The following is a 25,237-nucleotide window of genomic DNA, read 5'->3' as shown; positions in this document are numbered from 1 at the left end:
TCCTTATGAAATCAATCTGAATTTTGTAATGTGATTCGCTCTCACCCGAATCTTATATTTTAATTTTAGTAATCAAAACGCTTAAAGGCTTCGATTGCTTCGTATTCTGCCAATCCTAAATCATCATATAAAATAGCAGTGTTTTTGTTACGGTCTTCGGCTCTCACCCAGAATTCTCTCGAGTCATTTCCTTGAAACATCACCCTGTCTTTTTGAGACTGGTGGTATAAAATCGCATGACGTTTTAATAATACTTCTGATGGAGAAAGCGGAACGGCCATATCGATTTCATGAATGTCCCATTCGTGCCAAGCGCCTCTGTACAACCATAACCAGCAATCATCCATGTATTTCTCTGGTTTTAATTGTTTCATGGCGGCAAAAATCGCGTTCAGACAAACTTCATGCGTTCCGTGTGGGTCTGCCAAATCTCCTGCTGCAAATACCTGATGCGGTTTTATTTTAGCAATTATATCTTTTACAATGGCAATATCTTCTGCTCCTAACGGATTCTTTTTTACTTGTCCTGTTTCGTAAAACGGAAGATCTAAAAAGTGTGTATTCTCGTCTTTTAAACCAATGTATCTTGTCGCTGCGTAAGATTCTCTTCTTCGGATTAATCCTTTTAATTTTCGAACTTCAAGAGAATCGATCTCGTTTTCTGATTTGCTGTTTAAAAATTCAATTATAGATTTGAAGTTGATTCCGCTGCCGGCTTCGCCAATAAAATCTTTGGCAACCTCAGCAAATTTCAATGCTTCGTCATCTGTAACAGCTATATTTCCAGAGGTTTGATATACAACATGTACATCGTGACCTTGTTTTATCAATTTTGAAAAAGTTCCTCCCATAGAAATCACATCATCATCAGGATGTGGGCTAAAAAGAATTACTCGTTTTTTTGCAGGATTTGCTCTTTCCGGACGATGAGAATCATCGGTATTGGGTTTTCCACCCGGCCATCCTGTGATGGTATGCTGCAATACGTTGAACATATTGATGTTCAAATCGTAAGCAGAACCTTCCTGCGCCAAAAGATCAGACATTCCGTTGTTGTTGTAATCACGGTCTGTTAATTTTAATATCGATTGTTTTGTTTTTTGGCACAACCAAACAATCGCCTTGCTTTTTAATTCTTGTGTCCAGATGCATTCTCCAACGAGCCAAGGTGTTTTGAAACGCGTTAATTCAGATGCTGCTGATTGATCTAATACAAATGTTGCATTAGCATGATTTTGTAAAAATGTAGCTGGAACTTCTGAAGATATATCGCCCTGAATAGTTCTCTTGATGATATCGGCTTTGTTTTGTCCCCAAGCCATAAGTACGATTCTTTTTGATCTCATGATCGTAGAAACTCCCATAGTAATCGCTCTTTTAGGAACATTGTCGATACCATTAAAATCTGATGAAGCGTCTACTCTTGTAATATGATCCAGCGTAATAATTCTGGTTCCTGAATTGATGTGCGATCCCGGTTCGTTGAAACCTACGTGACCTGTACGCCCAATTCCTAATAATTGAAAATCAAGACCTCCGGCGTTTTTAATATTCATTTCATAATCGATGCAGTATTGGTTTAATTCATCAATATGTACCGTTCCGTCAGGAATATTAACATTCTCTGGTTTGATATCAATATGATTAAAAAGATGCTGATGCATGAAATAATGATAGCTCTGATTGTTCTCTTTGGTCATTGGATAATATTCATCCAGATTAAAAGTGATCACGTTGCTAAAGCTCAAGCCTTCTTCTTTGTGCATTCTCACTAATTCTTCGTATACTTTTATAGGAGAAGAACCTGTTGCTAAACCTAATACACAAGATTTTCCTTTTTCTTGTTTAGATCTAATTAATTGCGCAATTTCCTGCGCTACAATTATAGAAGCTTCTGCTGAATTTTTGAAGATTTCGTTATGGATTTTCTCAAATCTGGTTTCTTCAAATTTTCCCGCACTTTTATAGCTGATATCAGGTTTTATTTCTAAAGCACTTTTCATTTCTTTTTCTTTTTTTGCTATTTACAATTTTGGTTTTTGAAATGGTATAAGCAACTCGCATTGCTTATACCATTTACTAACCAAACTTAAATTCTTATAGTTCTTTGATATTTTATTCTAGAAATTTGGAGCATTCACATCCCACCAGGTTCTTGTTCCTCCATTATCAGGACCTCCAAGTTTTGCAACACCAGTTGCTACACCTCCAGGGTTTCCATCTTTTTCAGTAGAAACAAAAGGTATTCTTCTTACACCAAATTCAGTAGTAATTAAACCACCACTTTGATTGTTAAGAATTGGCAATAATTTAGGGTAACCTGTTCTACGGTGATCAGACCAAGCTTCGAAACCATCAGGAAAATTAGCAATCCATTTTTGAGTAATGATTTTTTGCAATTTTACTTCGTTACTTGCTGTTGCATCCCAGGCAACAGTTACTTTATTGACAGCTACACCATTATTGAATGGAGCAACCGGGTCTATATAATCTTTAGCCGTTTTTACATTATCAGCAATATAATCAGCAGCACCTCCTGTAGAAAGCTGATCAAAAGAGGCAGTAATACCCTCTTTATATAATGTTGCAGCATCGCCACCCATATTCCAGCCTCTTAACGCTCCTTCAGCTCTTAAGAAATAAATTTCGGCAGCATTCAGCCAAACTATTTGTTTGTCTTTGTCTATAATCTTACCAAAGTTTGAAAATTTCATGTGTAACGTTTTATCTCCCATTATTCCTCCAGTACGAATTCCTTTGTATTCGCCAGGAAATTGTTCAGAGGTAGCAAAATAAACTTTCATTCTAGGATCATCATAACCTCCCATGATCGATTCCATATCTGCAGACATACGACTGTCATTATACTCGAATGCAGTTACTCTAAGAGAATGTTGTGAAACATCTTTAACTAAAATAAAACTATCTGAAGCCGCTTTCATTACTCCAAATTTTTGATTAATTGCTTTTTCAGCTTCTTCTTTAGCTAATGCCGGACTAACTTTTACAATACGCATTGCTAATCTTAAACGTAATGAGTTAGCATATATAACCCATTTTTTATAATCTCCTCCGTAGGTTGAACGATCAATATTTGTAAAAGAACTTTTCTCTCCGGCATCGATTCTTTTTGTTAATTCTGTTACTGCAAAATCTAAGTCTTTAAACATAAGCCCGTAAACCTCTTCCTGAGAATCATATGCAATTGTTGCATCAGTAGTACCAAACTTTGAGTACACTATTGGTCCCCAGGCATCTGCCATTTTATGCAAAGTTTGTACTTTAACGATTGTAGCAAGAGCATAAAGCTCATCATATTTCCCTTTAGATTCTCTTTCTACTTTATAAAAATTTGACATTACTTGTGCATAAGCAGCTTCCCAACACCAAATATTCCAGTTATCAGAAAGTGCGTATGAAAGGTTATTAGCACCGTCGAAACCTGGTGCAGCTGTGTATCCTCCCCAGTTATTTGCAGATAAATCATTAGCAACCTGATACTTCCAACCCGGAGTATTTACCATTACATTATCAAACATGGTTTTAAAAGGACCATTAATATGATTAAAATCCTGTGTCGTTTCCTCTTGTGTAAAACCATCAGGATTACTATTAATCTCGTCGAAATTATCTGTACAACCAACTAAGGCTAAAAGACCAAAACAGATTAATGATTTTTTTATATTATTTGTTTTCATGAGATTTTAAATTAGAAAGTTACATTTAAATTAAGTCCAATACTTCTTGTTGATGGTAAACCATAAATATCAACACCTTGTAAACCTTGACCTGTACTTAAAGCAATGTTTGGATCGAAAGGAGCATCTTTATAGATAAAGAATAAGTTTCTTGCGATTAACGATAAAGTTGCTGTATTAACAAATGGAAGTACTTTTTTATTGAAAGTATAACCAAGAGAAACCTCTCTTAAACTTACGTTTGTAGCATCATATACATATTCAGCTGTAGCTCCATTAACCCCTGCAACTGTAGTATAATATTGCTCAGCAGGCATAGAAGTCACTTTTGTACCGTCAGGTTTCACTGCATTTACAGCAACACCACCTGCATTTCTAGCATCTCCACTTCTTTTTGATACTCCGTAAAAATCATTCATAGATTCTGTAATACTCATTACATCACCACCAAAACGTCCGTCGATTAAGAAGTTTGCCGTAAAAGCACCAAATTTAAATGTGTTTGACCATCCTAACATAAAATCAGGATTTGCATTCCCTACTTCGCGCAATCCAGCTTCTAACGCTACATTACCTTTATCATCTAAAACAATTTCTCCCTGATCGTTTTTAACAATATGTTTTCCTTCAATAACTCCAAATGGTTTTCCTTCAGTTAAAACATATCTGTAATTGATATTGTTTACAGGAGTCAATGGAATTGTACCTCCTAATTCTTCAGGAATTTCTTTTACTTTATTTCTGTTTTGAGAATAGTTGATTGTTGTATCCCATGAAAATTTATCTCCGGCAATGATTTTCCCGGTAAGAACAACCTCAAAACCTTTGTTTTCGATACTTCCTGCATTAATTCCGTAATTCGTATAACCGTAAGGATTTGTTGCAGGTGCAGGAATCTGGATGTATTGATTTTTAGTTTCTGAATTATAGTAAGAAATTTCAAAACCTAATCTGTTATTAAACATTCTCCACTCAGTACCAAATTCAAATTCTGATTTTAGTTCTGGTTTTAATCCATCACCTGGTCTTGGTCCTACCGAAGGAGGAATAATATTACCTCCCTGAATAGTTGATTTTGGAGATGTTACGAAAGCAGAAACGTCATTACCAACTTGTGCATAAGTTCCTCTAACTTTACCAAAATTAATCCAGTCTGGCATAGTAGTCATTTCGCTTAAAAGAGCTGTAACCCCTACAGATGGATAAAAATAAGAACCTGTATCTGTATTTACTAAAGTAGAAGACCAGTCGTTACGTCCTGTAACGTCTAAATATAACATGTTTTTATAACCAAAAGTTGCAGATGCAAAGATCGACTGAACTTCTCTGGAAGAACCTGTAGCCTGAAGACTTAAGTTATCTAATCCTGTTGCAGGTCCAAAATTACCCAAAGTAAATAAGTTAGCATTTACAAGTCCGCCAACAATACCAGAATCTAAAGTAGTAGATCGATTTGCTAATGTGTTATTGATACTTGCTCCTACGATAGCATTAAAGCTAAAATTTTCGTTGAAATTTGTATTAATCTTAGCAATTAAATCTCCGTAACGTTGTGTGCTTAATGTAGCAACATTTATATATCTACCGTTTATGTTAGATAAAGAAGTATTGGTTGTAGCATAAATCTTTTTATCATAATCGTTTTCAACTCTATTGTAGCTATATCTTGCTCCAATACTTAACCAATTGTTTGCTTTATAGTCCAGCGCTATATTTCCGTTAAAGAAATTATCCTTATCAATAGATTTGTTTCTATTAATTAACCAATAAGGGTTTTGAACATAGATATCAGCATTTGGTGCGCTGTAAAAGTTTTGACCGTATAGATTTCTGGAAGGAATAAATGCTTCAAAATTATCTTTATAATAATTGAAATCATTTGCTCTTTGGAACAAATATACTCCTGTTAATGGGTTTGAGTAAAGTCCGTTTACAGGTCTGTTATCAATTGTCTGGCTAGTATACTTAGCATCAGCAGAAACAGTTAATTTATTATCGAAAAATTTACCTGTCTGGCGGATTCCAAAGTTATTTTTCTTTAAGCCGTTCCCTTCAATAACTCCTGAAGCAGATGTATTAGCGTAAGATAAACTTGTTGAAGAAACATCAGATCCAGTTGTAAAGGCAGCAGAAGTAATTTGTGTAACTCCTGTATTAAAGAAGTCTTTTACAAAATCATTTGATGATACTTTTCCTCCCCAAGATTTTTGTGCATTTGCTGTTCCATATTCATACTGAAATTCTGGTAATGAATGAACAGATTCGAAAGTAGTAACAGAAGAAACTGCTAAATTTGATGCGTTCTCTTTGTTCTTTTTAGAAGAAAGCAAGATAACACCATTTGCTCCCTGAGATCCGTATAATACAGAAGCTGCCGCACCTTTAAGTACAGTCATTCCTTCGTAGTCGTCTGGATTAATCAAAGAAACAACATCTCCCCCATCACGGTTACCTCCGGCAGTACTACCAAATGAATCGTTTGAAGCATTATAATTTCCCTGCTGATTTGAAGAACCATTATATAAAGGAATACCATCAATAACATAAAGTGGCTGGCTATTCATGATTGACGAGTTACCACGGATAAGTACTTTAGTAGATCCTCCAGTACCTCCAGAACTTTTTGTTACGGCAACACCGGCAATTTTACCAGCAATTGTATTGATAACGTTGGCATCTTTTACACGAGTTAACTCTTCTCCTTTAAGTTCTTGAGCTGAATAAGTTAATGATTTTCTAGTTTTCTTAAGACCTAAGGAAGTTACAACAACCTCAGTAAGTGCGTTAGACGCTGCAGTAACCATTTTAACATTAATCGTAGCAGCATCACCTACAACTATTTTTTGAGTTTCAAGACCTACATAAGTAAAAACTAAAGTCTGTCCTTTTTGTACTTCAACTGTGTACAAACCATCAAAATCGGTAGTAGCACCTTTTTGACCTCCTTGTACTGCAACGGACGCCCCTGGCAACGGCAATCCATCAGAATCTGTAATCACACCTTTGACATTCTTTACTTGTGCAAGCGAAACCTGCGCCGTAAAAACAATCATAAAGATTAAGAAAATTTTTTTCATGTTTATTTATTTTGTTAGTTATGGTGTAAATTTATTCTTAAGGGATTGTTAAAAAAAATAATTTATACAAACAGCTTTAAATTTTAAACCAACGACATAAATCAATCAATAATCCGTTTCACGAAAACGTTTTCAAATTAATATATGTGTTATGTTTAACCCATTTACTAATGTTTTATGCAGGTATTTTACTTATTTACTAAAAAATCATCATTTGCAATAAAAACCTAATAATGTGAGTTTTACGACAAAAAACACTTTAAAAAAGGATAATTATTCAATAAAATAAATTTTAGAATAGTTAAAATCTTAATAATTTAAAGAACGTAAGTATTTATCTTTTTTTGAATTTAGTTGCCACACAATGTGGTAGTTTTCACTTTTAAACTTGTATATTTTTTATGAATTACATCTAATAAAGAATATTCGCCAAAAGAATCCTGAACTATTTCCCAGATCATTATTCCTCCGGTGTTTTGAGAAGCAAATTCTACTTTTTTAGCAATCGTAGATTTTCCGTTGTAATATATTTTACCCAGTTCGTCCTGATCTGCAAATTGAGTTCCTGTTAGTATAATGTCATTATAAGTTGAACTTGTAACATCAGGATAGGTAAAATTGTAGCCGTAAAAAGGCACACCAAGCGTTAATTTATCACTGGGTACATTTTGAAGTTTATGCCAAAAATCAATTCCTTCTTTGGCAAACTCAAAAGAACTGTGCTGCCCTGGCTTATCGGGAGACCACGGCCCTGTACTATCGTAAGCCATTATATTAATAAAATCGAATGCATTTAATGCTTCCTGAGTTATATTTTCGAAACGGGAATTATTAGGCAAAGCAGCCGTTAATATTTTTTTACGCTCATTAAGGCTCTTTTTTAATTCAATTACAAAACCACTATATCCTGAGGTTACAGCGTTCCATTCGAGATCGACATCTACTCCATCCAACTGATGCAATTCGACAAAGCTGACAATGTTCTGAATTAAAGCTGGCCTGTTTTCTGGTTTATCGATTAAAAAAGACCAATTTGAAGCCTGTTCTTCTGATATGACTCCACCGGCGAGTGAAATACTAATTATAATTTTAGGATTAACTGATTTTACATATTTAACCAAACCATCAAGATCTCCGTTAAATAATAAATTTCCATTTTTATCCGGATTTGCAAACGCTACATTAAGATGCGTCAATTGACAAAACTGAATAGAAGTCATTTTATTGAAATTATCCGAAGATAAATACCCTACAACTCTTGCTGTTTTTGTTTTTGAATTTTCAGGATCAGATTGTTTTTCTGTCGAACAGCTGTATGCTGAAAAAAGAGAACTTATAAAAAAAAGAATGCCTAATAAGGCTTTATTTTTTATCATAATTTTTAATTTAAACTTGTTGTTTTTAATTTTAATTAGAATGAAAATAACACCTTATTAGGCATAACTTTATATTTGAGATTTATTTTTTAGTTTACATCCCACCAAACTTTCCCCAGCCAATCATTCTTTCCTCCTAATCTTGCTACAGCATCCTGATAGTTTTTTTCATTTTTCTGCATCTCATCATTTGGATAGTACAAACGTGTTGGCACAACACCACCTGTTCCGGAATCTGAATTTGTTATTGGTATTAAATGAGGATATCCGGTTCTTCTCCAGTTTGAATATCCTTCAATACTATTAAACAAATAGGTAATCCAAATTTGTGTTCCTATTTGTTCTTTTTCTGTCCCGGCTACCAGAGGCTTAGCATTTACATAAGCATCAATACTTGCCTGACTTGCAGGAGCTGCACCGTAAATCTCTAATTGTTTAATTCCTGCCTCAACACCTTTTTTGTAATAATCTGCAGCAGAACCTGAAACCCATCCTCTAAAAGCAGCTTCTGCTAATAACAATTGACTTTCTGAATAACTGACATGCAAAAACGGAGTTGTTCTTAATTTTAAATAAGACTGTATACCAGAAGCTGAATTTGATCCTCCAGGAAGCTCCCATCTAAACACTCCAGGTTTAACCCCTTCATATAATGTTTCGCCCGGCTGTAATACTGCTCCCGGAACTACACTACTACTTGTTTTAGGAGTAGCTATCATAGTCAATCTTGGATCTCCGTTATTTTTTAGATAATCTATTAGTAATGAACTAAAATGATCTCCCTGCTCATTTCCTATAAAACCATACGATAATCCGTTTCCTCTATAATCCAGTCTGGCAGGATCATCACTAAAAGGAAAATCTAAATGCTGCATAATACAGTTATCAGCATTGCTTTCAAAAACTCCATTTTGAAACGCCGCTTTTGCTTGTTTTTCTGCTTCGGCAGGATTTACTTCAGAAATTCTCATTGCCGCGCGCAAACGCATGGTGTTGGCCAATTTTTTCCATTTTGAAACATCTCCTTTATAAAACAAATCTCCTTTTATTAGATCTTTTCCAACATTCAGTTGATTAAAAGCTTCGTCTAATTCTTTAAAAAATGAAGCATAGATATCTTGTTGTTTATCATATTTAGGCGTTACAATTCCTTTAGAAAAAGCTAAACCTGCTTCTGAATAAGGCACATCTCCATAAATATCCGTTAATCGCTGTGCGATCATTACTCTCATAATTTTAGCAACAGCATTCATGTTTACTGCCGAAGCATCTTTACCGGTTACATCCAGAATATCAACAACACTTTTCATTTCATGAGCATATGCGTTTCTCCATAAAGCTACTGCATATTCCTCTGAATTATTAAATTTACCACCGTAGTTGGTTACTGCCCACGAACCAGAGTAATGCTGCACAAAACCTCCGGCATATATTAAATTGGTTCTATGCTGATAGTATCCGTCTCCGGACATACACAATTGAGTAAATGTAAGCTGACCTGCCGGATTTGCGGATAATGCCACAGGATCTTTTTCCAGTTCGTCAAAATTTTCTGTACAGCCAACTACCGTAAACACTGCAAGCATGGCTATTATATATTTGATTTTCATAATTTACTTTTTTAGAATGTAATTTTAATATTAAAACCATACGATTGTCTTGATGGCAATGATCCATACTCAAAACCTTGTCCGTTTCCTGAAGTATACATCGACTCCGGATCAACGTTTGGTAAATCTTTATTGAATGTCAGTAGATTTCTTCCAAATACAGAAACATAGATTGAATTTATTTTCGCTCCGCCAAAAACACTTTTAGGAATAGTATAGCCTAAACTTACCTCTCTTAATTTTACGTACGAAGCATCATAGACGAATGGTGCAGGAGTATTTTCTGTAACATCTCTCCAATATTCCTGAGGATCTACAGGTTTTGTGTTTTTTACATAAACAGGATTCTCGGCTGTTCCTGTATTTACCACTGCATTTGCTATATAACCACCAGTAGGAACCCAGGTATTTATATCGAAATTAGGATCACTTGCAGCAGCTTGTGTTCTTGCAGCAATATAAGCATCCCTTCCTTCTGTAGTAACATCTAATAATCCTCTTGTTGCAGCAACTGAGTTTGTCATAGAATACACATCCATACCAAATTTCATATCTAATAAAAACTGAAGCGTGATTCCTTTATAAGAAAATCTGTTGGTTAAACCAGCAGCCCAATCCGGAACTCCTTTTCCTAAAGCCACTTTAGTATCTGTGTATATAGGCATACCATTTGCACCCACAATCATTTCTCCCGATGGTGTTCTTTCAAAATCTTTTCCGATGATAGTTCCGTATTTTCCACCAACCTGAGCTACAATTGCTGCATTAGCCCAACGAGCTTCAGAAATTGTGTACGTATTAATTTCTGGATGTAAAGAAAGAATTGAGTTTTTATTCTTAGAAAAATTCAAATCAATTCCCCATTCAAAATCCTTAGTTTTTATTGGAGAACCAGATAAAAAGATCTCAATACCTTCGTTACGCAATTCTCCGGCATTTACCGAAAGAAATTCATATCCTGATGTTGATGAAGATGCTAAATCAAGCGTTTGATCAGCTGTATCTTCACGATATACAGTAATATCTGCTTTTAATCTGTTTTTAAAGAAAGCCGTTTCTAAACCAAATTCGATTCCTGTTTTTGATTGAAAGGTAAGGTTGGCATTTGGTGCGGATGTATTCTTAACATTTACAACACTTTGTCCGTCGTAAGAAGAATACGTAGTATAGTTTAATGCATTTTTATAAGCTCCCGGCGCATTAGAAACTTTTGCCCATGAAGCTCTTAATTTTCCATAAGAAAAAGTATCACTCTTAATATTAAATGCATCTGAGAATACAAAACCTAAAGAAGCCCCAGGATAAAAAGCATCTTTATTGATCACGCTAAACCAGTCGTTTCTTCCCGTAAACTCGGCATATAAATAACCTTTATAATCAAACTTTGCGGAACCGTAAACAGAATTTGTTCTTGTTCTTGTTTCTATTGGTGCATTTATGGTCTGAGTCGAAAAATTACTGATAAATTCTGTTCCTGGTTGAATAATATTGGTTCCCTCACTAGAATTTTCTGACCTTCTAAAATCTCTTCTGTTTGCTCCTAAAATTCCTGAGAAAGTCAAATCAGTAGCTAATTTTATTTCGCTAAAAGTAGCAATAACATCCGTATTCATTTCAGAAACGGTAATATCCCCCACTCTAAGATAACCAGTATCTCTTCCTGGCCATGTACTTCCTGGCACCATGAAATCTTTAGAATCAAAAACATAAGTATCTAAACCAGTTCTAAAAGTCAATCCAACCCATTTTTCAAGCTGGTATGTTCCGGCAACATTCCCTGTAAAACGATTTTTCGTAGTAGAGTTGTGATTGGCGTTTACTGTTAAATAAGGATTTAATTGATAAATATTGTTATTCCATTTATAAACTTCTCCGGTCTCCGGATTTCCATAATTTTGTAACCATGCCTGATCAATATTAGGTGCCAGACCACTTAAAGAGTAGCCCACATTGTTTGGTGAATCACCTAATCCTGGTCTATTATTTGTAGTTTCGACTACATAATTTACATTAGCATCCAAAGTAAATTTATCTGATTTTAAAGTACCATTTAAAGTCGCATTGTTTCTTTCTAATCCGGAATTAGGAACAACATCGTCATTTTTCATATTATTAAATCCAAAACGAAGAAATGCATTTTCACTTCCGCCAGAAAGAGCAATTCCGTTTGTAGTTGTAACTCCGGTCTTAAAAAAATCCTGAATATTATTTTCCACTCTTGCATAAGGTCGCATAGAACCATCAAATATTTTTACCTGCGTTCCTATATTATTAGAAAATTTAGGTCCCCATGCACTGGTTGTATATCCGTAAATTTCAGTTGGTGCTTTTGTAGGATCTGGCAAAATTCCGCGATTTCCTGTACCGTATTCAGTCTGAAAATCATCGTATTTCGCATTTACACGATCAAAACTAACCCCACTTGTTAGTTCTACTTGCAATTTTCCTTTACTTCCTTTTTTAGTTGTAATTAAGATTACACCGTTTAACGCTCTTGAACCATATAAAGCTGATGCCGCTGCACCTTTTAATACAGTAAGACTCTCAATATCATTTGGATTAATACTAGAAATTCCATCTCCGTTATCTCTTCCGTCAAACCATTTACTGGCTGCGGCAGTGTCATTATTCAATCCTGAGTTATCAATAGGAACTCCGTCTACAATATAAAGTGGCTGGTTACTCTCACCTATACTCGAAATTCCTCTAATGATTACTCTGGCACTTCCTCCGGCTCCTGTGGCAGGCATAGAAATATCAACACCGGCAATTTTGCCTGAAAGTCCTGATGCAACATTTGTGGTAATCACTTTATTAAGCTGATCACCTTTAATGTCCTGAACTGCATAACCCAATTCTTTCTTCTGTCTCTTGATACCCAATGCGGTAACGACAACTTCATTTAGGTTTTGTGCATCTTCTGTAAGCACAACATTTACTGTAGATGATTCTGCTACAGTTGCTGTCTTAGTTTTAATTCCGATATACGAAAAAACAAGAACATCTCCTGTCGATGCCTGTATCGTATATTTTCCGTCATAATCAGATTGGGTTGCGGTTTTCGTACCCTGAATAATAATACTTACTCCCGGCAGCGGCAATCCGTTTTGATCGCTTACTAAACCTTTGATTGTTTTTACTTGTGCAAGTGAAACCTGCGCCGTAAAAACAAACATAAAGATTAACATAATTTGTTTCATTTTATCATGGTTTTGTTGGTTAAGCGATAAATTTATTGTTAAAATTAACATAAATAAAACATTTTAAACATACGACACAAAACCGTAAACGAACGACACAAAACAATCAACAATATGTTTTACGAAAACGATATCCCACATAAATAATATAAAATATGTCTTTTTTTATAAAATTTTATTCAAAAGAATTGTGTTTTACCCAGTAATTGTTTAAAGTTGCACAATATTTCCCACCAAGAAATTATACAACCCTAAATCACCAAATTAAAGTTGACCGAAATCCAAAAATTAAAATTTGATATTAAGCTCAAAAATCATGTTTGGTTTTGGGGCAGCTACTTCACTCTTAACTTTTTGCGATGGGGAGCTTACTTTAATGATTATCCTTATTCGTTCAAATCGAACTTAATTGAGTTCTCCCTGCACATTCCGTTAGTGTATTTTAACCTTTTTGTTTTGGTGCCAAAATATGTATTGAAACAAAAATATATTCCCTATACTCTCGCATTAATAGCAAGCCTTTTTGGTATCTATCTGCTAAAAACAGTTTTAACCTATTATATTATATCCGAAAACATCTGGCCGGAAGCCAATAGAGAATATCATCCTTTTGATATCAATCATATTCTGGCAGTTTGTATAGGAGAGTTGTATGTGCTGGCTATGGCTTCATCTGTTTACCTCACTTTAACATGGCTTCGCGAAAGAGAACGAAACAGGTCTTTAAGAGAAAACCAGTTTAAAATCAAATTGAAATATCTTGAAAATCAAATTCAGCCGCATTTCTTTTTCAATACACTAAATAATCTTTACGCTTTATCATTAGAATCATCAGATAAGGTTCCGGATGTTATTATAAAACTATCAAATTTGATGGAATATGTTTTATATGATGTAAAAGGTACCAAATTTGTTCCATTAATTAAAGAAATTGATTATATTCAGAATTATATCGAAATCGAGAAGTTACGCTTTGAGAATGTAGAAGTTACGGTCAATCTCGAATCGAATATAGAAGATATTGTTGTACCTCCTTTGATATTCATTTCATTGGTCGAAAACGCCTTTAAACACGGAGGAATCAACAACAATAATCTAAAAATTAAGATTAATTGTAAAGTCATTGACAATAAAATGTTAGATTTTGAAATCCTAAATAATTTTGTAAATTCACAAAATCTTAATACCAAAGGCGGAATTGGTTTAGTAAATACCAAGAAAAGATTAAAATTAATTTACAAAAACGATTTCAGTTTAAAGCATACAACAAAACTAAACTACTATATAATTCGTTTGCAAATACCTATTGATAATGAAAATTAAATGCGTGTTGATTGACGATGAGCCATTGGCGATCAAAGTCCTGCAAAATTATTTTACAAATTTTACAGATTTTGAAGTAATTGGTACATTCAATAATTCTCTGGAAGCGCTTGATTTTATAAACAGTACTACTGTCGATGCCGTATTTCTGGACATCAATATGCCTATGATGACCGGTTTTGAACTTATTAGTTTAATCGAAAATAAAACCAAAGTTATCATTACTACCGCTTTTAGGGAATTTGCTGCAGAAAGCTACGATCTTGATGTTCTGGATTATTTAGTAAAACCTATCCCGCTGCCGCGATTTATAAAATGCATTAATAAAATTACTACCGAGTACAATTTAAAAAACAATATTAAGGTCGAAACCACAAAGGGCGATTCTCATATTTTTATCAAGGTCGATAAAAAGATGATGAAAATTAATATCGAAGAAATTTTATTTGTCGAAGGAATGAAAGAATACATCAAAGTAGTTACTCCGGATAAAACCTATATTACCCATAAATCACTCACATCTTTGTCAGAAGAATTACCCGCAGATCGCTTTTTGCGCATCCATAAATCTTACGTAATTGCGCTAAATAAGGTAAAATCTATCGAAGGAAACCGTATTCAGATACAATCTTACACCATTCCAATAGGCAGAAATTACAGCAAAGAGGTCAAAAACAAAATTTTAGAATAAACTTTAACTTTTAAATTCATTTTCTAAGTCGGTAAAAATTAACACATTGTTGAAAAAATGACGCCGTTGGTTTAAATTTAACATTATTTGTGCCTTTTTATTTTTTTTTGATATACTTAACAAATATATTTACGGTCTTCAAAAAACAATAAAATAAAAAATTAACCTCTTAAATTATGAGTTCAGAAAATGTTCAAACCAAATGGGGACAGTTTATCTCGTTGATAATTGTTTTCTTCTTTTGGGGTTTTGTTGGTTCTGCCAATGATATCCTGATTCCCGTCTTCAAAAAAGTATTTACTTTATCTCAGGTTCAATCACAATTAGTAGCCTGGGCATTTTATGCGGCATACTTTGTAGGATCTATGATTTTCTTTTTAGTATCCTTAAAATTAGATGTTTTACAAAAATTCGGATATAAAAAAACCTTATCTGCCGGTTTACTTCTTTCAGCAGTTGGATCATTTTTATTCATTCCTGCTGCAACAATGGAAAGTTTCCCTTTCTTCCTAACCGCTTTATTTACTGTAGGTTTAGGATTTTCGATACAGCAAATTGTAGCCAATCCGTTGGCCATTAAAATGGGAAGCCCTGCAACAGGAGCGCACCGTTTGACATTAGCCGGAGGAATCAACTCTTTCGGAACAACAATTGGAGCTATTCTTTTAGGAATCGCTTTGTTTGGAATGGGTGACAACAAAAACACTTCACTTTCATTAGAAGATATCAAACTACCTTTCGTTATTCTTGGGCTTGCTTTTATTGCAGTAGCCATTTTCATGAACTTCTCTAAAATCGAAGATCCTGCAAAAGAAGAGGAAGAAGTAGTTAAAGTAGCACACGAAAAATTCAACATCTCAGATTATCCACAATTATATTTGGGAATGTTAGGTATCTTTATCTATGTTGGTACTGAGGTAACTATCATCAGTAATTTACCCGCTTTATTACACACAGCAGAATTTGGTAACGTTCTCGAAGATGCCATCGCACCATTTATCGCCCTTTATTGGGGAAGTTTAATGATTGGTCGCTGGAATGGTGGTGTAAACGTTTTCAACACTTCAAACTTAGTAAATACAGCACTAAAATTCATTGTACCGGCTATAGCTTTTGGAGTAATTATTGGAGCTAATATTTTTGCTGCGCACGATGTTTCTGCATTCTACATTTACCCAATCTGGATCTTATTGTTTATTGCCGTAAGTTTCGTAGGAGGTAAAAATGCCGGAAAAACTTTAATGCTTTTCGGAATATCAGGATTATTAATGATGCTTGCCGGATTAGCATGGCCAGACCCATCAATTGCTAAATTCTTCTTTATCTCCGGAGGTTTATTCTTATCTATCATGTGGCCATCAATCTTCGATTTAGCGATCGCAGGATTAGGGAAAAACACAGGAAAAGCATCTTCATTCTTAATTATGATGATTTTAGGAGGAGGAGTTATTCCTTTGGTTCAGGGAGCAATCTGTGATATCGATCATACAAGTCCAGGCGGAATATTAGGTATTACCTGGACACATTTCTCTTACATTGTTCCACTTCTTGGTTTTGCTTATTTAGCATTTTACGGTTTCTATTGCCCTAAAATATTAAAAAAACAAGGAATCAACCATATTGAAGGCGGTGGCGGAGGTCACTAAAAAATTATAAAAGCATAAAAAATCCCAAATTCCAATCCACAAAATTGGAATTTGGGATTTTTTTTATTCTTAAAAGAAAAACCTCAGAACCTCAGAACCTTAGAATCTTAGCATCTTAGAACCTCTATTTAGCACTGAACAATCCAATTCAAAAGTAGCGACATCACCAGCATCATTAACCGATTTTATTATTTTGGCCGCTTGTGCATTTACACCGAAACTCACAATAAAAAATGCAATAATCAGAACAACTTTTTTCATATGTATTTCTTTTTGAGACACATAAAAGTAAAAAAAAATCGTCACCCTTTTTACAAGGATGACGATTTTTAAATTATAAAGATCTGATTCTTACTTATTTCCTTTTTCGAAATCAGCAACAAATTGAGCCAATCCAATATCAGTCAATGGGTGTTTCAACAATCCGTAAATTGCAGAAAGAGGTCCTGTCATAACATCTGCACCAATTTTAGCACAGTTTACAATATGCATTGTGTGACGTACAGAAGCTGCCAAAATTTGAGTTTCGTAACCGTAGTTATCATAAATTTCTCTAATTTCCTGAATTAAATTCAAACCGTCTGTAGAAACATCATCCAAACGACCAATAAAAGGAGAAACATAAGTAGCTCCAGCTTTTGCAGCCAATAAAGCCTGACCTGCAGAAAACACAAGTGTTACGTTAGTTTTAATTCCTTTGTCAGAAAAATATTTCGCAGCCATTACACCTTCCTTAGTCATAGGTAATTTAACTACGATCTGGTCATGCAATTCAGCTAACTCTTCACCTTCTTTGATCATTCCATCATAATCCAGTGCATTAACTTCAGCACTTACATCACCTTCAACAAGGTTGCAAATATCTACATAATGCTTCAAAATGTTGTTTTTTCCGGTAATTCCTTCTTTTGCCATCAAAGACGGGTTAGTGGTTACACCATCTAAAACACCTAAAGCCTGTGCTTCTTTAATCTGAGCTAAATTAGCTGTGTCAATAAAAAATTTCATAATTATATCTATTTAATTGTGTTCTGTTTTTGGGCGTTCCCTACGGTCGGGCTATCCTCTATATCTTTTATTTTTCTAAAGAAAAAAAATAAAAGGATATCGTTCCTATCCCTAACGCAAATTCGGTGCAAAATTACAATTTATATTTCCATAAAATAAAAAAGTAAAAAATAATTCTAAACTCCAAAATGATAAGAAAATACCTTTAGTATTAAACTAGTTTTATTTTTGTACTTTTAAAGAATTAAAAACATCTCCCTTAAAAGTGCTAGAAGATAATTTCAAACAAGATATAATCAATATCGAGAACATTTCAATTGTTCCCAATTTACTCAACGTTATTTGCCAGACTACCGGAATGGGTTTTGCAGCAATAGCAAGAGTTACCGAGGATCGATGGATTACCTGCAGCGTTCAGGACAATGTACTTTTTGGCTTAAAACCCGGAGACGAATTAAAAATAAAAACCACAATTTGCGACGAAATCAGGCAAAACCCAAAACCTGTTATAATTGATAATGTAAGCGAAGACAAAGACTATCATGACCACCATACTCCTGCTATGTACAAATTACAAAGCTATATTTCGGTGCCCATTATACGTCAGGACGGGAGTTTCTTTGGTACATTATGCGCCATCGACCCAAAACCAAACAGCCTTAAAGAGTTTAAAGTCCGCGAAATGTTCAATCTATTTGCTGAACTTATCTCGTTTCATCTTTCGGCAATAGAGCAAACAGTGGCAAGCAAAAAAGTTCTCGAAGAAAAAACACATTTGCTTGAAAAAACTCAAGTCGAAAAAAATGAAGCTGAAAGATTAAACTCAGATTTCAAGAAAAAACTGATCGAAAAAAATCTTTCGCTCGAAAAAATGAACAGCGAACTAGAGGCTTTCAATTACATTTCAAGTCATGATCTTCAGGAACCTTTACGTAAAATTCAGCTTTTTACCGACACCATTGAGCGCGAAGAAGTTGATAATTTATCCGAAAAAGGCAAAACTGCATTTCATAAAATAAAAACATCAGCCTATCGAATGCAAAACCTGATCAACGATCTTTTGATTTATTCTAAAACAAAATTTGATGACAGAAAATTCGAAGTAAAAGACTTAAACAATATAGCCAGAGATGTTATCGAAGATCTTTCAGATGAGTTCGAAAACAAAAATGTAGTTTTTGACATACAAGAATTAGGCAAACTCTCTGTAATCGAATTTCAATTCAGGCAATTACTTTATAACCTGATCAGCAATTCATTGAAATTTGCCAGTCCTGACCGAAACTTAATCATTACAGTATCTGCAGAAATTACAAATGGTCAGCTAGACAAGCTTTCGCCGCTTACTAAATATTACAAAATAACGATTTCTGACAATGGTATTGGATTTGATCAATTGTACAACGAAAGAATATTCGGGCTCTTTCAGGCATTGCATACAAAACCTTTAAAAAGTACCGGAATTGGCTTAACAATCGTAAAACGAATCGTAGAAAATCACAACGGATTTATTAAAGCAGAAGGAGTTTTAAATCAGGGAGCAAAATTTGACATTTTTATTCCTGTAGAATAACTTCAAATTTTGCTCCTGATTCATTTTATTATATTTTATAATGGTTCATCAGCATTTTTTCATACACTTTGTCCGGAAGCGCGCGTTTTAAAACGATCGAAAACTTTTGCATAAAAGCGCCCACTTTATAATGTACGTTTGGCTTTTTTTGCTGCATAATTTTATAAACTGCCTCAGCCATTTCATTAGGATTACTTCCGGCATCAACATGTTCGTTCATCGTTGCAAGATTGTCTCCATAAACTTTCGCGTAAGCCGAACCTTCTATAACCGGTGCATGATAACGACCCGAAGCAATATTAGTAGCAAAATCGCCTGGTGCAATACTGGTAATTTCTATTCCAAATGACTTTACTTCCATACGCAAAGCCTCAGTAATTAATTCTAACGCTCCTTTCGATGCCGAATAAACACTTCTGTACGGCAATCCCATATAACCGGCGATCGAGGTAATATTAATAATTAAACCCGATTTTTGTTCACGCATTTGTGGCAAAACCGCTTTCATTACTTCAATTGGTCCAAAAAAGTTGGTTTCAAAATTATTCCTGATTTCTTCAGTCGGTATTTCTTCTAAAGGACCAGTAATTCCAACACCAGCATTATTAATCACCACATCTAACCGACCTGAATTGGCAATAATTTTAGCCACCGCTGACTTTATAGATTCAGCATTACGAACATCTAAAGCCACCAACGGGAAAACTGAATTCAGTACTTTCTCCGGATTTCTGCTTGTTCCGTAGACCACAAAACCTTTTTTTTGCAAAAATTCTCCAATTGATTTTCCAATCCCTGAGGATCCTCCGGTAATTAAAACGACTTTACTCATTTGTAGGTTAGATGTTATAGGTTATAGGTTATAAGAGAGATCACTAATATTACATAGAAAAACATACTCATTAATTATTTTTTACCGCAGAGAACACAAAGGTTTTTCGCAGAGTTGACTAAGATTTAAGTTGTATTAACACAATCTAAGCACACAAAGCTTTGCGAACTTTGTCTTTTCACAAAACTTAGCATATTCAAAAAAAACTTAGCGTCCTTTGCGGTTAAATTTATTTATCCCTCCACAGGTTCTAAAATCAATCCAACTTTCCCAAGGTCCAAAAATAAAAAAATCCTCCATAAGGAAGACTAGATTTGAATTAATTATAAAAAAAAATCCCGAAACATCGGGAATAAAAAAAATGGCAAGCGACCTACATCGCACCGCTCAACCACGTACCCTTGCTATGTTCCCATCCTGGGGGAGTCTGCAGGAGCTGGTCGTGTAGGACTTGCCGGTGCAAATATACAATCTTTTTATATTTTTGCAAGACCTTTGTTGCTATAAAAATATCGTTGTATATTGGCTTATTCAAATTTTAAACTATGAAAAATTATAACTTCCTAGCTTTCATTTTATTAGGAATCACATTAATTGGATGTGGAGATAAAAATAAAGGTGAAAATTCTTTATTTAATATTGATGATTCTGCTTTTCCGGCACATTTTACCCAAAAAGAAGCACTTTCTGTTGGAATTTCGAACCCAAATTCGAAAGAAATCGACAGCATTGTTTACTTTGTTAATGATAAAAAAGTGGGAAGTACAAAAGGAGCTTCAAAATTTAATTTCCCATTAAAAGATCAAAAGCTAGGATACCAGTACTTAAAAGCAACCGTTTATTTTGGATCAAGCTCGTCTGATGCAACCAAACGAATCGAATTAGTATCTGATGTCGAACCAAAAGCTTTAAAATATAAGATCGTAAATACATATGCTCACGATACCTTATCTTTTACGGAAGGTTTAGAGTTTTACAAGGATACTTTATACGAAAGTACTGGTCAGGAAGGTGCATCATATTTAAGAAAATACGATTATAAAACAGGAAAGATCTACAAACAAATTGATCTTGATAAACAATATTTTGGCGAAGGTATTACCTTTATCAATGGCAAGTTGTTTCAATTGACCTGGCAAAATAAGAAAGGTTTTATCTATGACGCTAATACTTTAAAACTGGAAAAAACCTTTGCTTACGAAAAAGACATTGAAGGATGGGGAATGACAAATGACGGAAAATACATTTACCAAACAGATAAAACAGAAAAAATCTGGAAAATGGATCCGGCAACTCAAAAAATGGTAGATTATATTAATGTATACTCAGGAACTTCAAAAATTAAAGCAATCAATGAGTTAGAATGGATTAACGGAAAAATCTATACCAATGTATGGTTTAAAGATGCTATTGCAGTGGTAAACCCTACATCAGGAGCTGTTGAGGGAATCTTAGACATGTCTGGCTTGAGAAAATTTATGGATGCCAAAATAACCAAAGAAGATGTTTTAAACGGAATTGCCTACAATCCTAAAACTAAAACTATTTTCGTAACAGGTAAAAACTGGAGCAAAATGTTCGAAATAACGGTTTCAGAATAAACTAAAAATAAATTCAATATTAAACACGAATTTCACAGGTTTCACGGATTAGTTCGTGATAATTTGTGAAATTTGTGTTTTAAAACAATATCAATAATGACTACATTAATTACCAACATACAAGAACTGCTTCAGGTTCGTGAAACTTCAATAGCTAAAGTTTCAGGTGCTGAAATGGCTATTCTTCCTACCATCAAAAATGCTTTCTTAGTTATAAAAGATAATCTTATTGCTGATTTTGGTGCAATGGAAAATCTTCCTGAAATTAAAGCTGATAAAATTATTGATGCTGCAGGCCGAGTTGTACTTCCTACCTGGTGCGACAGCCATACCCATATTGTTTATGCGGGAAATCGCGAACAGGAATTTGTAGATCGCATAAACGGATTTACTTATGAAGAAATCGCCAATCGTGGCGGCGGGATTCTAAATTCGGCTAAAAAACTCAACGAAACTTCAGAGGAAGAAATCTACGAGCAGTCAAAAATTCGATTAGAAGAAGTCATGCATTTAGGAACCGGAGCGGTAGAAATAAAATCCGGATATGGCTTAACGATCGAAGGCGAACTCAAAATGCTTCGTGTCATAAAAAAACTGGCCGAGAATTATCCTATCGAAATAAAAGCTACTTTTCTTGGCGCACATGCCTTTCCTGTACATTATAAAGACAATAAAGCAGGTTATATCGATGAAATCATCAATAAAATGCTGCCCGAAATTGCTCAAAACAAACTAGCCGATTATGTTGATGTTTTCTGCGAAACAGGTTATTTTTCTGTCGAAGAAACAGAGCAAATTATGCAGGCGGGAATAAATTTCGGCTTAAAGCCAAAAATTCACGTCAATCAATTTAATTCTATTGGCGGAATACAGGCCGGAATTAAATTTAAAGCCCTTTCAGTCGATCATCTTGAAATTATGAACCCCGAAGACATCGACGCTTTAAAAAACACAGAAACAATGCCTGTAGCATTACCATCGTGCTCTTATTTTTTAAGTATTCCTTATACACCGGCTCGCGAAATGATAAAAGCGGGACTTCCATTAGCCTTAGCAACCGATTTTAATCCTGGTTCTACTCCATCCGGAAACATGAATTTTGTCGTAGCAACAGCTTGTATCAAAATGAAAATGACTCCTGAGGAAGCTATTAATGCAGCAACTATAAACGGAGCTTACGCAATGGGTGTTTCAGAAACCCACGGAAGTATCACCAGAGGTAAAAAAGCCAATGTGATCCTGACAAAACCTATTTCATCTTACTACCAGATTCCATACGCTTTTGGCAGTAATCTAATAGAAAGCGTTTTTATTGAAGGTGAAATTTTAGTCTAAAAATTAAGCTTTTATTCTTGAACCATTAAGAGATTAAGTTTCTTTAAGCTCTAAAAACTTTATTTTTCTTAATCTCTTAATGGTAAAAAAAAAGTTCTTTTAGAATCTATTCTTCTTTTTATACCAAAACACCCCCACTTTATCCCATAAAAAAAGGTCTGTGAAACTTCACAGACCTTTAATATTTTAGTGGTATTGTAACCTTAAGCGACTACTAGTATTATCTTAAGTTAAAACTAGTTTTAGAAACTAATTCATCGTTATCAAAAACATTGATAAAATAAGCTCCTTTAGCAAAATCTTTACCTGGTAAATCTTCACTTACGTTAACTGTTTTGTTTTCGTACTTAACAGTAGTTTTAAAACTATAAGTTAAAGTATTATCACCAAAACTTTCTGTTTTCTTATCTCCTAAAACATTGTTTTTAGAATCGATAACCTGTACATAATACGTTTTATCACCAGATTTAGCGATTTGGTTTTCAGCAACAGTAAAACTAATTTTTAAAACATCAGCACGGCTTGCTTTGTCAGTTTCAATTTGTTTTCCAGAACTTCTTAATTTATAAGCAGAAGTTTTAGTGTTCAAGATTGATAATTTAGCCCCTTTTTCAACAGTTTTAGCCAATTCTTCGTTTTGACCTACAAGTACTTCATTATATTTTTTAGATTCACCTAAAACTACAATTGTACTGTCTCTTTGAGTTGTTAAAACACCATTTTGCTTTTTTAGTTCATCGTTTTCAGCAACTAAAGTTTTCATTTTACCTTGCATTGCCTGAACCTGAGATCTAAATTTAGATACATCACCTTTTGATTTATTCAAATCATCCATCAAAGCTACTACTTTGTCTCTTTCCTGAATTAATTCATCAGACATCGAAGTATTTTCAGCGATTGCAGCATCATAAGTTGTTTTTAACTCCTGCAAATCTTTCATAACAGATTCTTTCTCTGTTAGAGTTGTTGTAAGTTCAGTTTTTGTTACATCTGAATCTGACGACAATTTAAAAATATACACTAAGCTACCAATTAGTAGGACTGCTAAAACTGCGATTACCGCCTTTAGACTTGAATTGTTGTTCTTTGGGTTTTCCATATTTAAAAAATTTTCTTTAAAACAAATTTAAGAATTAATATAAGGTTATAACGTAAGTTACTACAATTATATTATTTTTGGAAAATAAATTTTTTTCATGGAGAAATTAGTACCGTTTACTATTAATGATTTAGCAAAAGTCACAAATCATCGTAGTGGTGAAATAAAGTTTGGAGAAAAGATGATTATCATCCCTAAAGGAGTTGATAAAGTTACTTTTCTAAAAGAAAGCGAAGCTAAATATGTATTACTCGGAATTCCGGAAGATATTGGTGTGCGAGCCAATTACGGTAGGCCCGGAGCAGCATCGGCATGGGAAAGCGCTATAAAAAGTATCGCCAATATACAACACAATCGTTTTTCTAAAGGCAGCCAGATTATTGTTTTAGGACATATAAATGTTGCTGAAGAAATGCGTGAGGTCGAAAACCTCGATTTTAATGATATCGACGACCGATCAAAATTAAGTCAGCTTGTTGAAAAAGTAGACAAAGAAGTTTCTCATATTATTTTTACCATTATAAAAGCAGGAAAAACCCCCATTATAATTGGCGGAGGTCATAATAATGCTTACGGAAATATAAAAGGTTCGGCTTTAGCCAAAGGAAAACCGATAAACGCCATTAATTTTGATGCCCATTCTGATTTCAGGATTCTGGAAGGCCGTCATAGCGGAAATGGATTCTCGTATGCTTACGAAGAAGGTTTCTTAAAAAAATATTTCATTTTTGGTTTACACGAAAACTATACTTCAAAAAGTGTTTTAGACATTATCAAAAAATTAGAAGACCGCGTGCGTTACAATACGTACGACAGCGTAAATATCCGTAAAGAAAAAGATTTTGACAGAGAGATGGCTTTGGCTTTAGAATTTATTAAAACAGATTCTTTTGGTATCGAGATTGATCTGGACGCGATTCCTAACATTGCCAGCAGTGCGATGACAATCAGCGGATTTTCTGTAGAAGAATTACGCCAGTTTATTTCCTTTTTCGGACAGCACAGAAACGCCACTTATTTGCATATTTGCGAAGGAGCCCCGGATCTGGCCGATTCTCCAAACAATAATTTAATTGGAAAATTAATTGGTTATTTAGTCACTGATTTTATCAAAGCGAATAACGAAAAAGAGTAATTTATTGAAAGATGACTGACTGAAAACGAGTTC

Annotated in this window: 17 protein-coding genes and 1 other RNA gene; 7 read left to right on the top strand and 11 right to left on the bottom strand. The window is 34.3% G+C overall.

Translation table 11 applies throughout. The features are described from left to right. Positions 1 to 65: 65 nt before the first annotated feature. From nagB to ACIDC4_RS18890, 6 genes are all read right to left on the bottom strand, one after another. Positions 66 to 2,003, bottom strand: a complete 1,938-nt coding sequence (gene nagB / locus ACIDC4_RS18915) for a glucosamine-6-phosphate deaminase (RefSeq protein ID WP_412044873.1) — start codon at positions 2,001 to 2,003, stop codon at positions 66 to 68. Between the two features lie 117 nt (positions 2,004 to 2,120). Continuing rightward, positions 2,121 to 3,698, bottom strand: a complete 1,578-nt coding sequence (locus ACIDC4_RS18910; RefSeq protein ID WP_412044874.1) for a RagB/SusD family nutrient uptake outer membrane protein — start codon at positions 3,696 to 3,698, stop codon at positions 2,121 to 2,123. Between the two features lie 11 nt (positions 3,699 to 3,709). Further along, on the bottom strand, positions 3,710 to 6,775 hold the full coding sequence (locus ACIDC4_RS18905) for a SusC/RagA family TonB-linked outer membrane protein (protein ID WP_412044875.1): 3,066 nt from the start codon (positions 6,773 to 6,775) through the stop codon (positions 3,710 to 3,712). Between the two features lie 350 nt (positions 6,776 to 7,125). After that, a complete protein-coding gene (locus ACIDC4_RS18900; protein ID WP_412044876.1) occupies positions 7,126 to 8,151 on the bottom strand; it encodes a glycosyl hydrolase family 18 protein in 1,026 nt (341 codons plus the stop codon). Positions 8,152 to 8,240: 89 nt separating this feature from the next. Continuing rightward, positions 8,241 to 9,761 carry a SusD/RagB family nutrient-binding outer membrane lipoprotein gene (locus tag ACIDC4_RS18895; protein ID WP_412044877.1) on the bottom strand — a complete coding sequence of 507 codons (1,521 nt, stop codon included), beginning with the start codon at positions 9,759 to 9,761 and terminating at the stop codon, positions 8,241 to 8,243. Positions 9,762 to 9,772: 11 nt separating this feature from the next. After that, positions 9,773 to 12,961 carry a SusC/RagA family TonB-linked outer membrane protein gene (locus tag ACIDC4_RS18890; protein WP_412044878.1) on the bottom strand — a complete coding sequence of 1,063 codons (3,189 nt, stop codon included), beginning with the start codon at positions 12,959 to 12,961 and terminating at the stop codon, positions 9,773 to 9,775. 270 nt (positions 12,962 to 13,231) lie between these two features. Here ACIDC4_RS18890 and ACIDC4_RS18885 point away from each other — a divergent pair, with 270 nt between their 5' ends. The 3 genes from ACIDC4_RS18885 (at position 13,232) to ACIDC4_RS18875 (ending at position 16,621) form a co-directional block, all read left to right on the top strand. After that, positions 13,232 to 14,284 (top strand): sensor histidine kinase, encoded by a 1,053-nt coding sequence (locus tag ACIDC4_RS18885; protein WP_412044879.1) that lies wholly within the window; start codon positions 13,232 to 13,234, stop codon positions 14,282 to 14,284. Then, positions 14,274 to 14,975 (top strand): LytR/AlgR family response regulator transcription factor, encoded by a 702-nt coding sequence (locus ACIDC4_RS18880; protein WP_089481263.1) that lies wholly within the window; start codon positions 14,274 to 14,276, stop codon positions 14,973 to 14,975. The genes ACIDC4_RS18885 and ACIDC4_RS18880 overlap by 11 nt, the downstream gene beginning before the upstream one ends. 176 nt (positions 14,976 to 15,151) lie before the next feature. After that, complete coding sequence (locus ACIDC4_RS18875; RefSeq protein WP_412044880.1) at positions 15,152 to 16,621, top strand: MFS transporter; 1,470 nt, start codon at positions 15,152 to 15,154, stop codon at positions 16,619 to 16,621. Between the two features lie 99 nt (positions 16,622 to 16,720). On the opposite strand, the gene ACIDC4_RS18870 is transcribed toward ACIDC4_RS18875, so the two are convergent. Together ACIDC4_RS18870 and fsa are read right to left on the bottom strand one after the other, a co-directional pair. Next, positions 16,721 to 16,882 (bottom strand): hypothetical protein, encoded by a 162-nt coding sequence (locus ACIDC4_RS18870; RefSeq protein WP_412044881.1) that lies wholly within the window; start codon positions 16,880 to 16,882, stop codon positions 16,721 to 16,723. 90 nt (positions 16,883 to 16,972) lie between these two features. Then, on the bottom strand, positions 16,973 to 17,629 hold the full coding sequence (fsa, locus tag ACIDC4_RS18865) for a fructose-6-phosphate aldolase (protein WP_065449355.1): 657 nt from the start codon (positions 17,627 to 17,629) through the stop codon (positions 16,973 to 16,975). Between the two features lie 265 nt (positions 17,630 to 17,894). Between fsa and ACIDC4_RS18860 the strand changes: the two genes are divergently transcribed. After that, a complete protein-coding gene (locus tag ACIDC4_RS18860; RefSeq protein ID WP_412044882.1) occupies positions 17,895 to 19,202 on the top strand; it encodes a GAF domain-containing sensor histidine kinase in 1,308 nt (435 codons plus the stop codon). A gap of 28 nt (positions 19,203 to 19,230) precedes the next feature. On the opposite strand, the gene ACIDC4_RS18855 is transcribed toward ACIDC4_RS18860, so the two are convergent. Continuing rightward, positions 19,231 to 20,034 (bottom strand): SDR family oxidoreductase, encoded by an 804-nt coding sequence (locus ACIDC4_RS18855; RefSeq protein WP_412044883.1) that lies wholly within the window; start codon positions 20,032 to 20,034, stop codon positions 19,231 to 19,233. Between the two features lie 359 nt (positions 20,035 to 20,393). Further along, positions 20,394 to 20,491: signal recognition particle sRNA small type (ffs, locus tag ACIDC4_RS18850), an RNA gene on the bottom strand. A gap of 88 nt (positions 20,492 to 20,579) precedes the next feature. Between ffs and ACIDC4_RS18845 the strand changes: the two genes are divergently transcribed. Continuing rightward, the gene (locus tag ACIDC4_RS18845; RefSeq protein ID WP_412044884.1) at positions 20,580 to 21,635 is read left to right on the top strand and encodes a glutaminyl-peptide cyclotransferase; all 1,056 of its coding nucleotides are present in this window, start codon (positions 20,580 to 20,582) and stop codon (positions 21,633 to 21,635) included. 96 nt (positions 21,636 to 21,731) lie between these two features. Continuing rightward, entirely contained in the window at positions 21,732 to 22,970 is a 1,239-nt protein-coding gene (gene hutI / locus ACIDC4_RS18840) for an imidazolonepropionase (RefSeq protein WP_412044885.1), read from the top strand. 220 nt (positions 22,971 to 23,190) lie between these two features. Here the strand turns inward: hutI and ACIDC4_RS18835 are convergent, their stop codons facing one another. Beyond that, complete coding sequence (locus ACIDC4_RS18835) at positions 23,191 to 24,069, bottom strand: hypothetical protein (RefSeq protein ID WP_412044886.1); 879 nt, start codon at positions 24,067 to 24,069, stop codon at positions 23,191 to 23,193. Between the two features lie 97 nt (positions 24,070 to 24,166). Here ACIDC4_RS18835 and ACIDC4_RS18830 point away from each other — a divergent pair, with 97 nt between their 5' ends. Then, positions 24,167 to 25,204, top strand: coding sequence for a formimidoylglutamase (locus ACIDC4_RS18830; protein WP_412044887.1), 1,038 nt, complete (start codon positions 24,167 to 24,169; stop codon positions 25,202 to 25,204). Positions 25,205 to 25,237 lie beyond the last annotated feature (33 nt).

Source organism: Flavobacterium sp. C3NV (genome assembly GCF_046825355.2).
Taxonomy (GTDB): domain Bacteria; phylum Bacteroidota; class Bacteroidia; order Flavobacteriales; family Flavobacteriaceae; genus Flavobacterium.
This window is presented reverse-complemented; position numbering and strand designations above follow the sequence as displayed.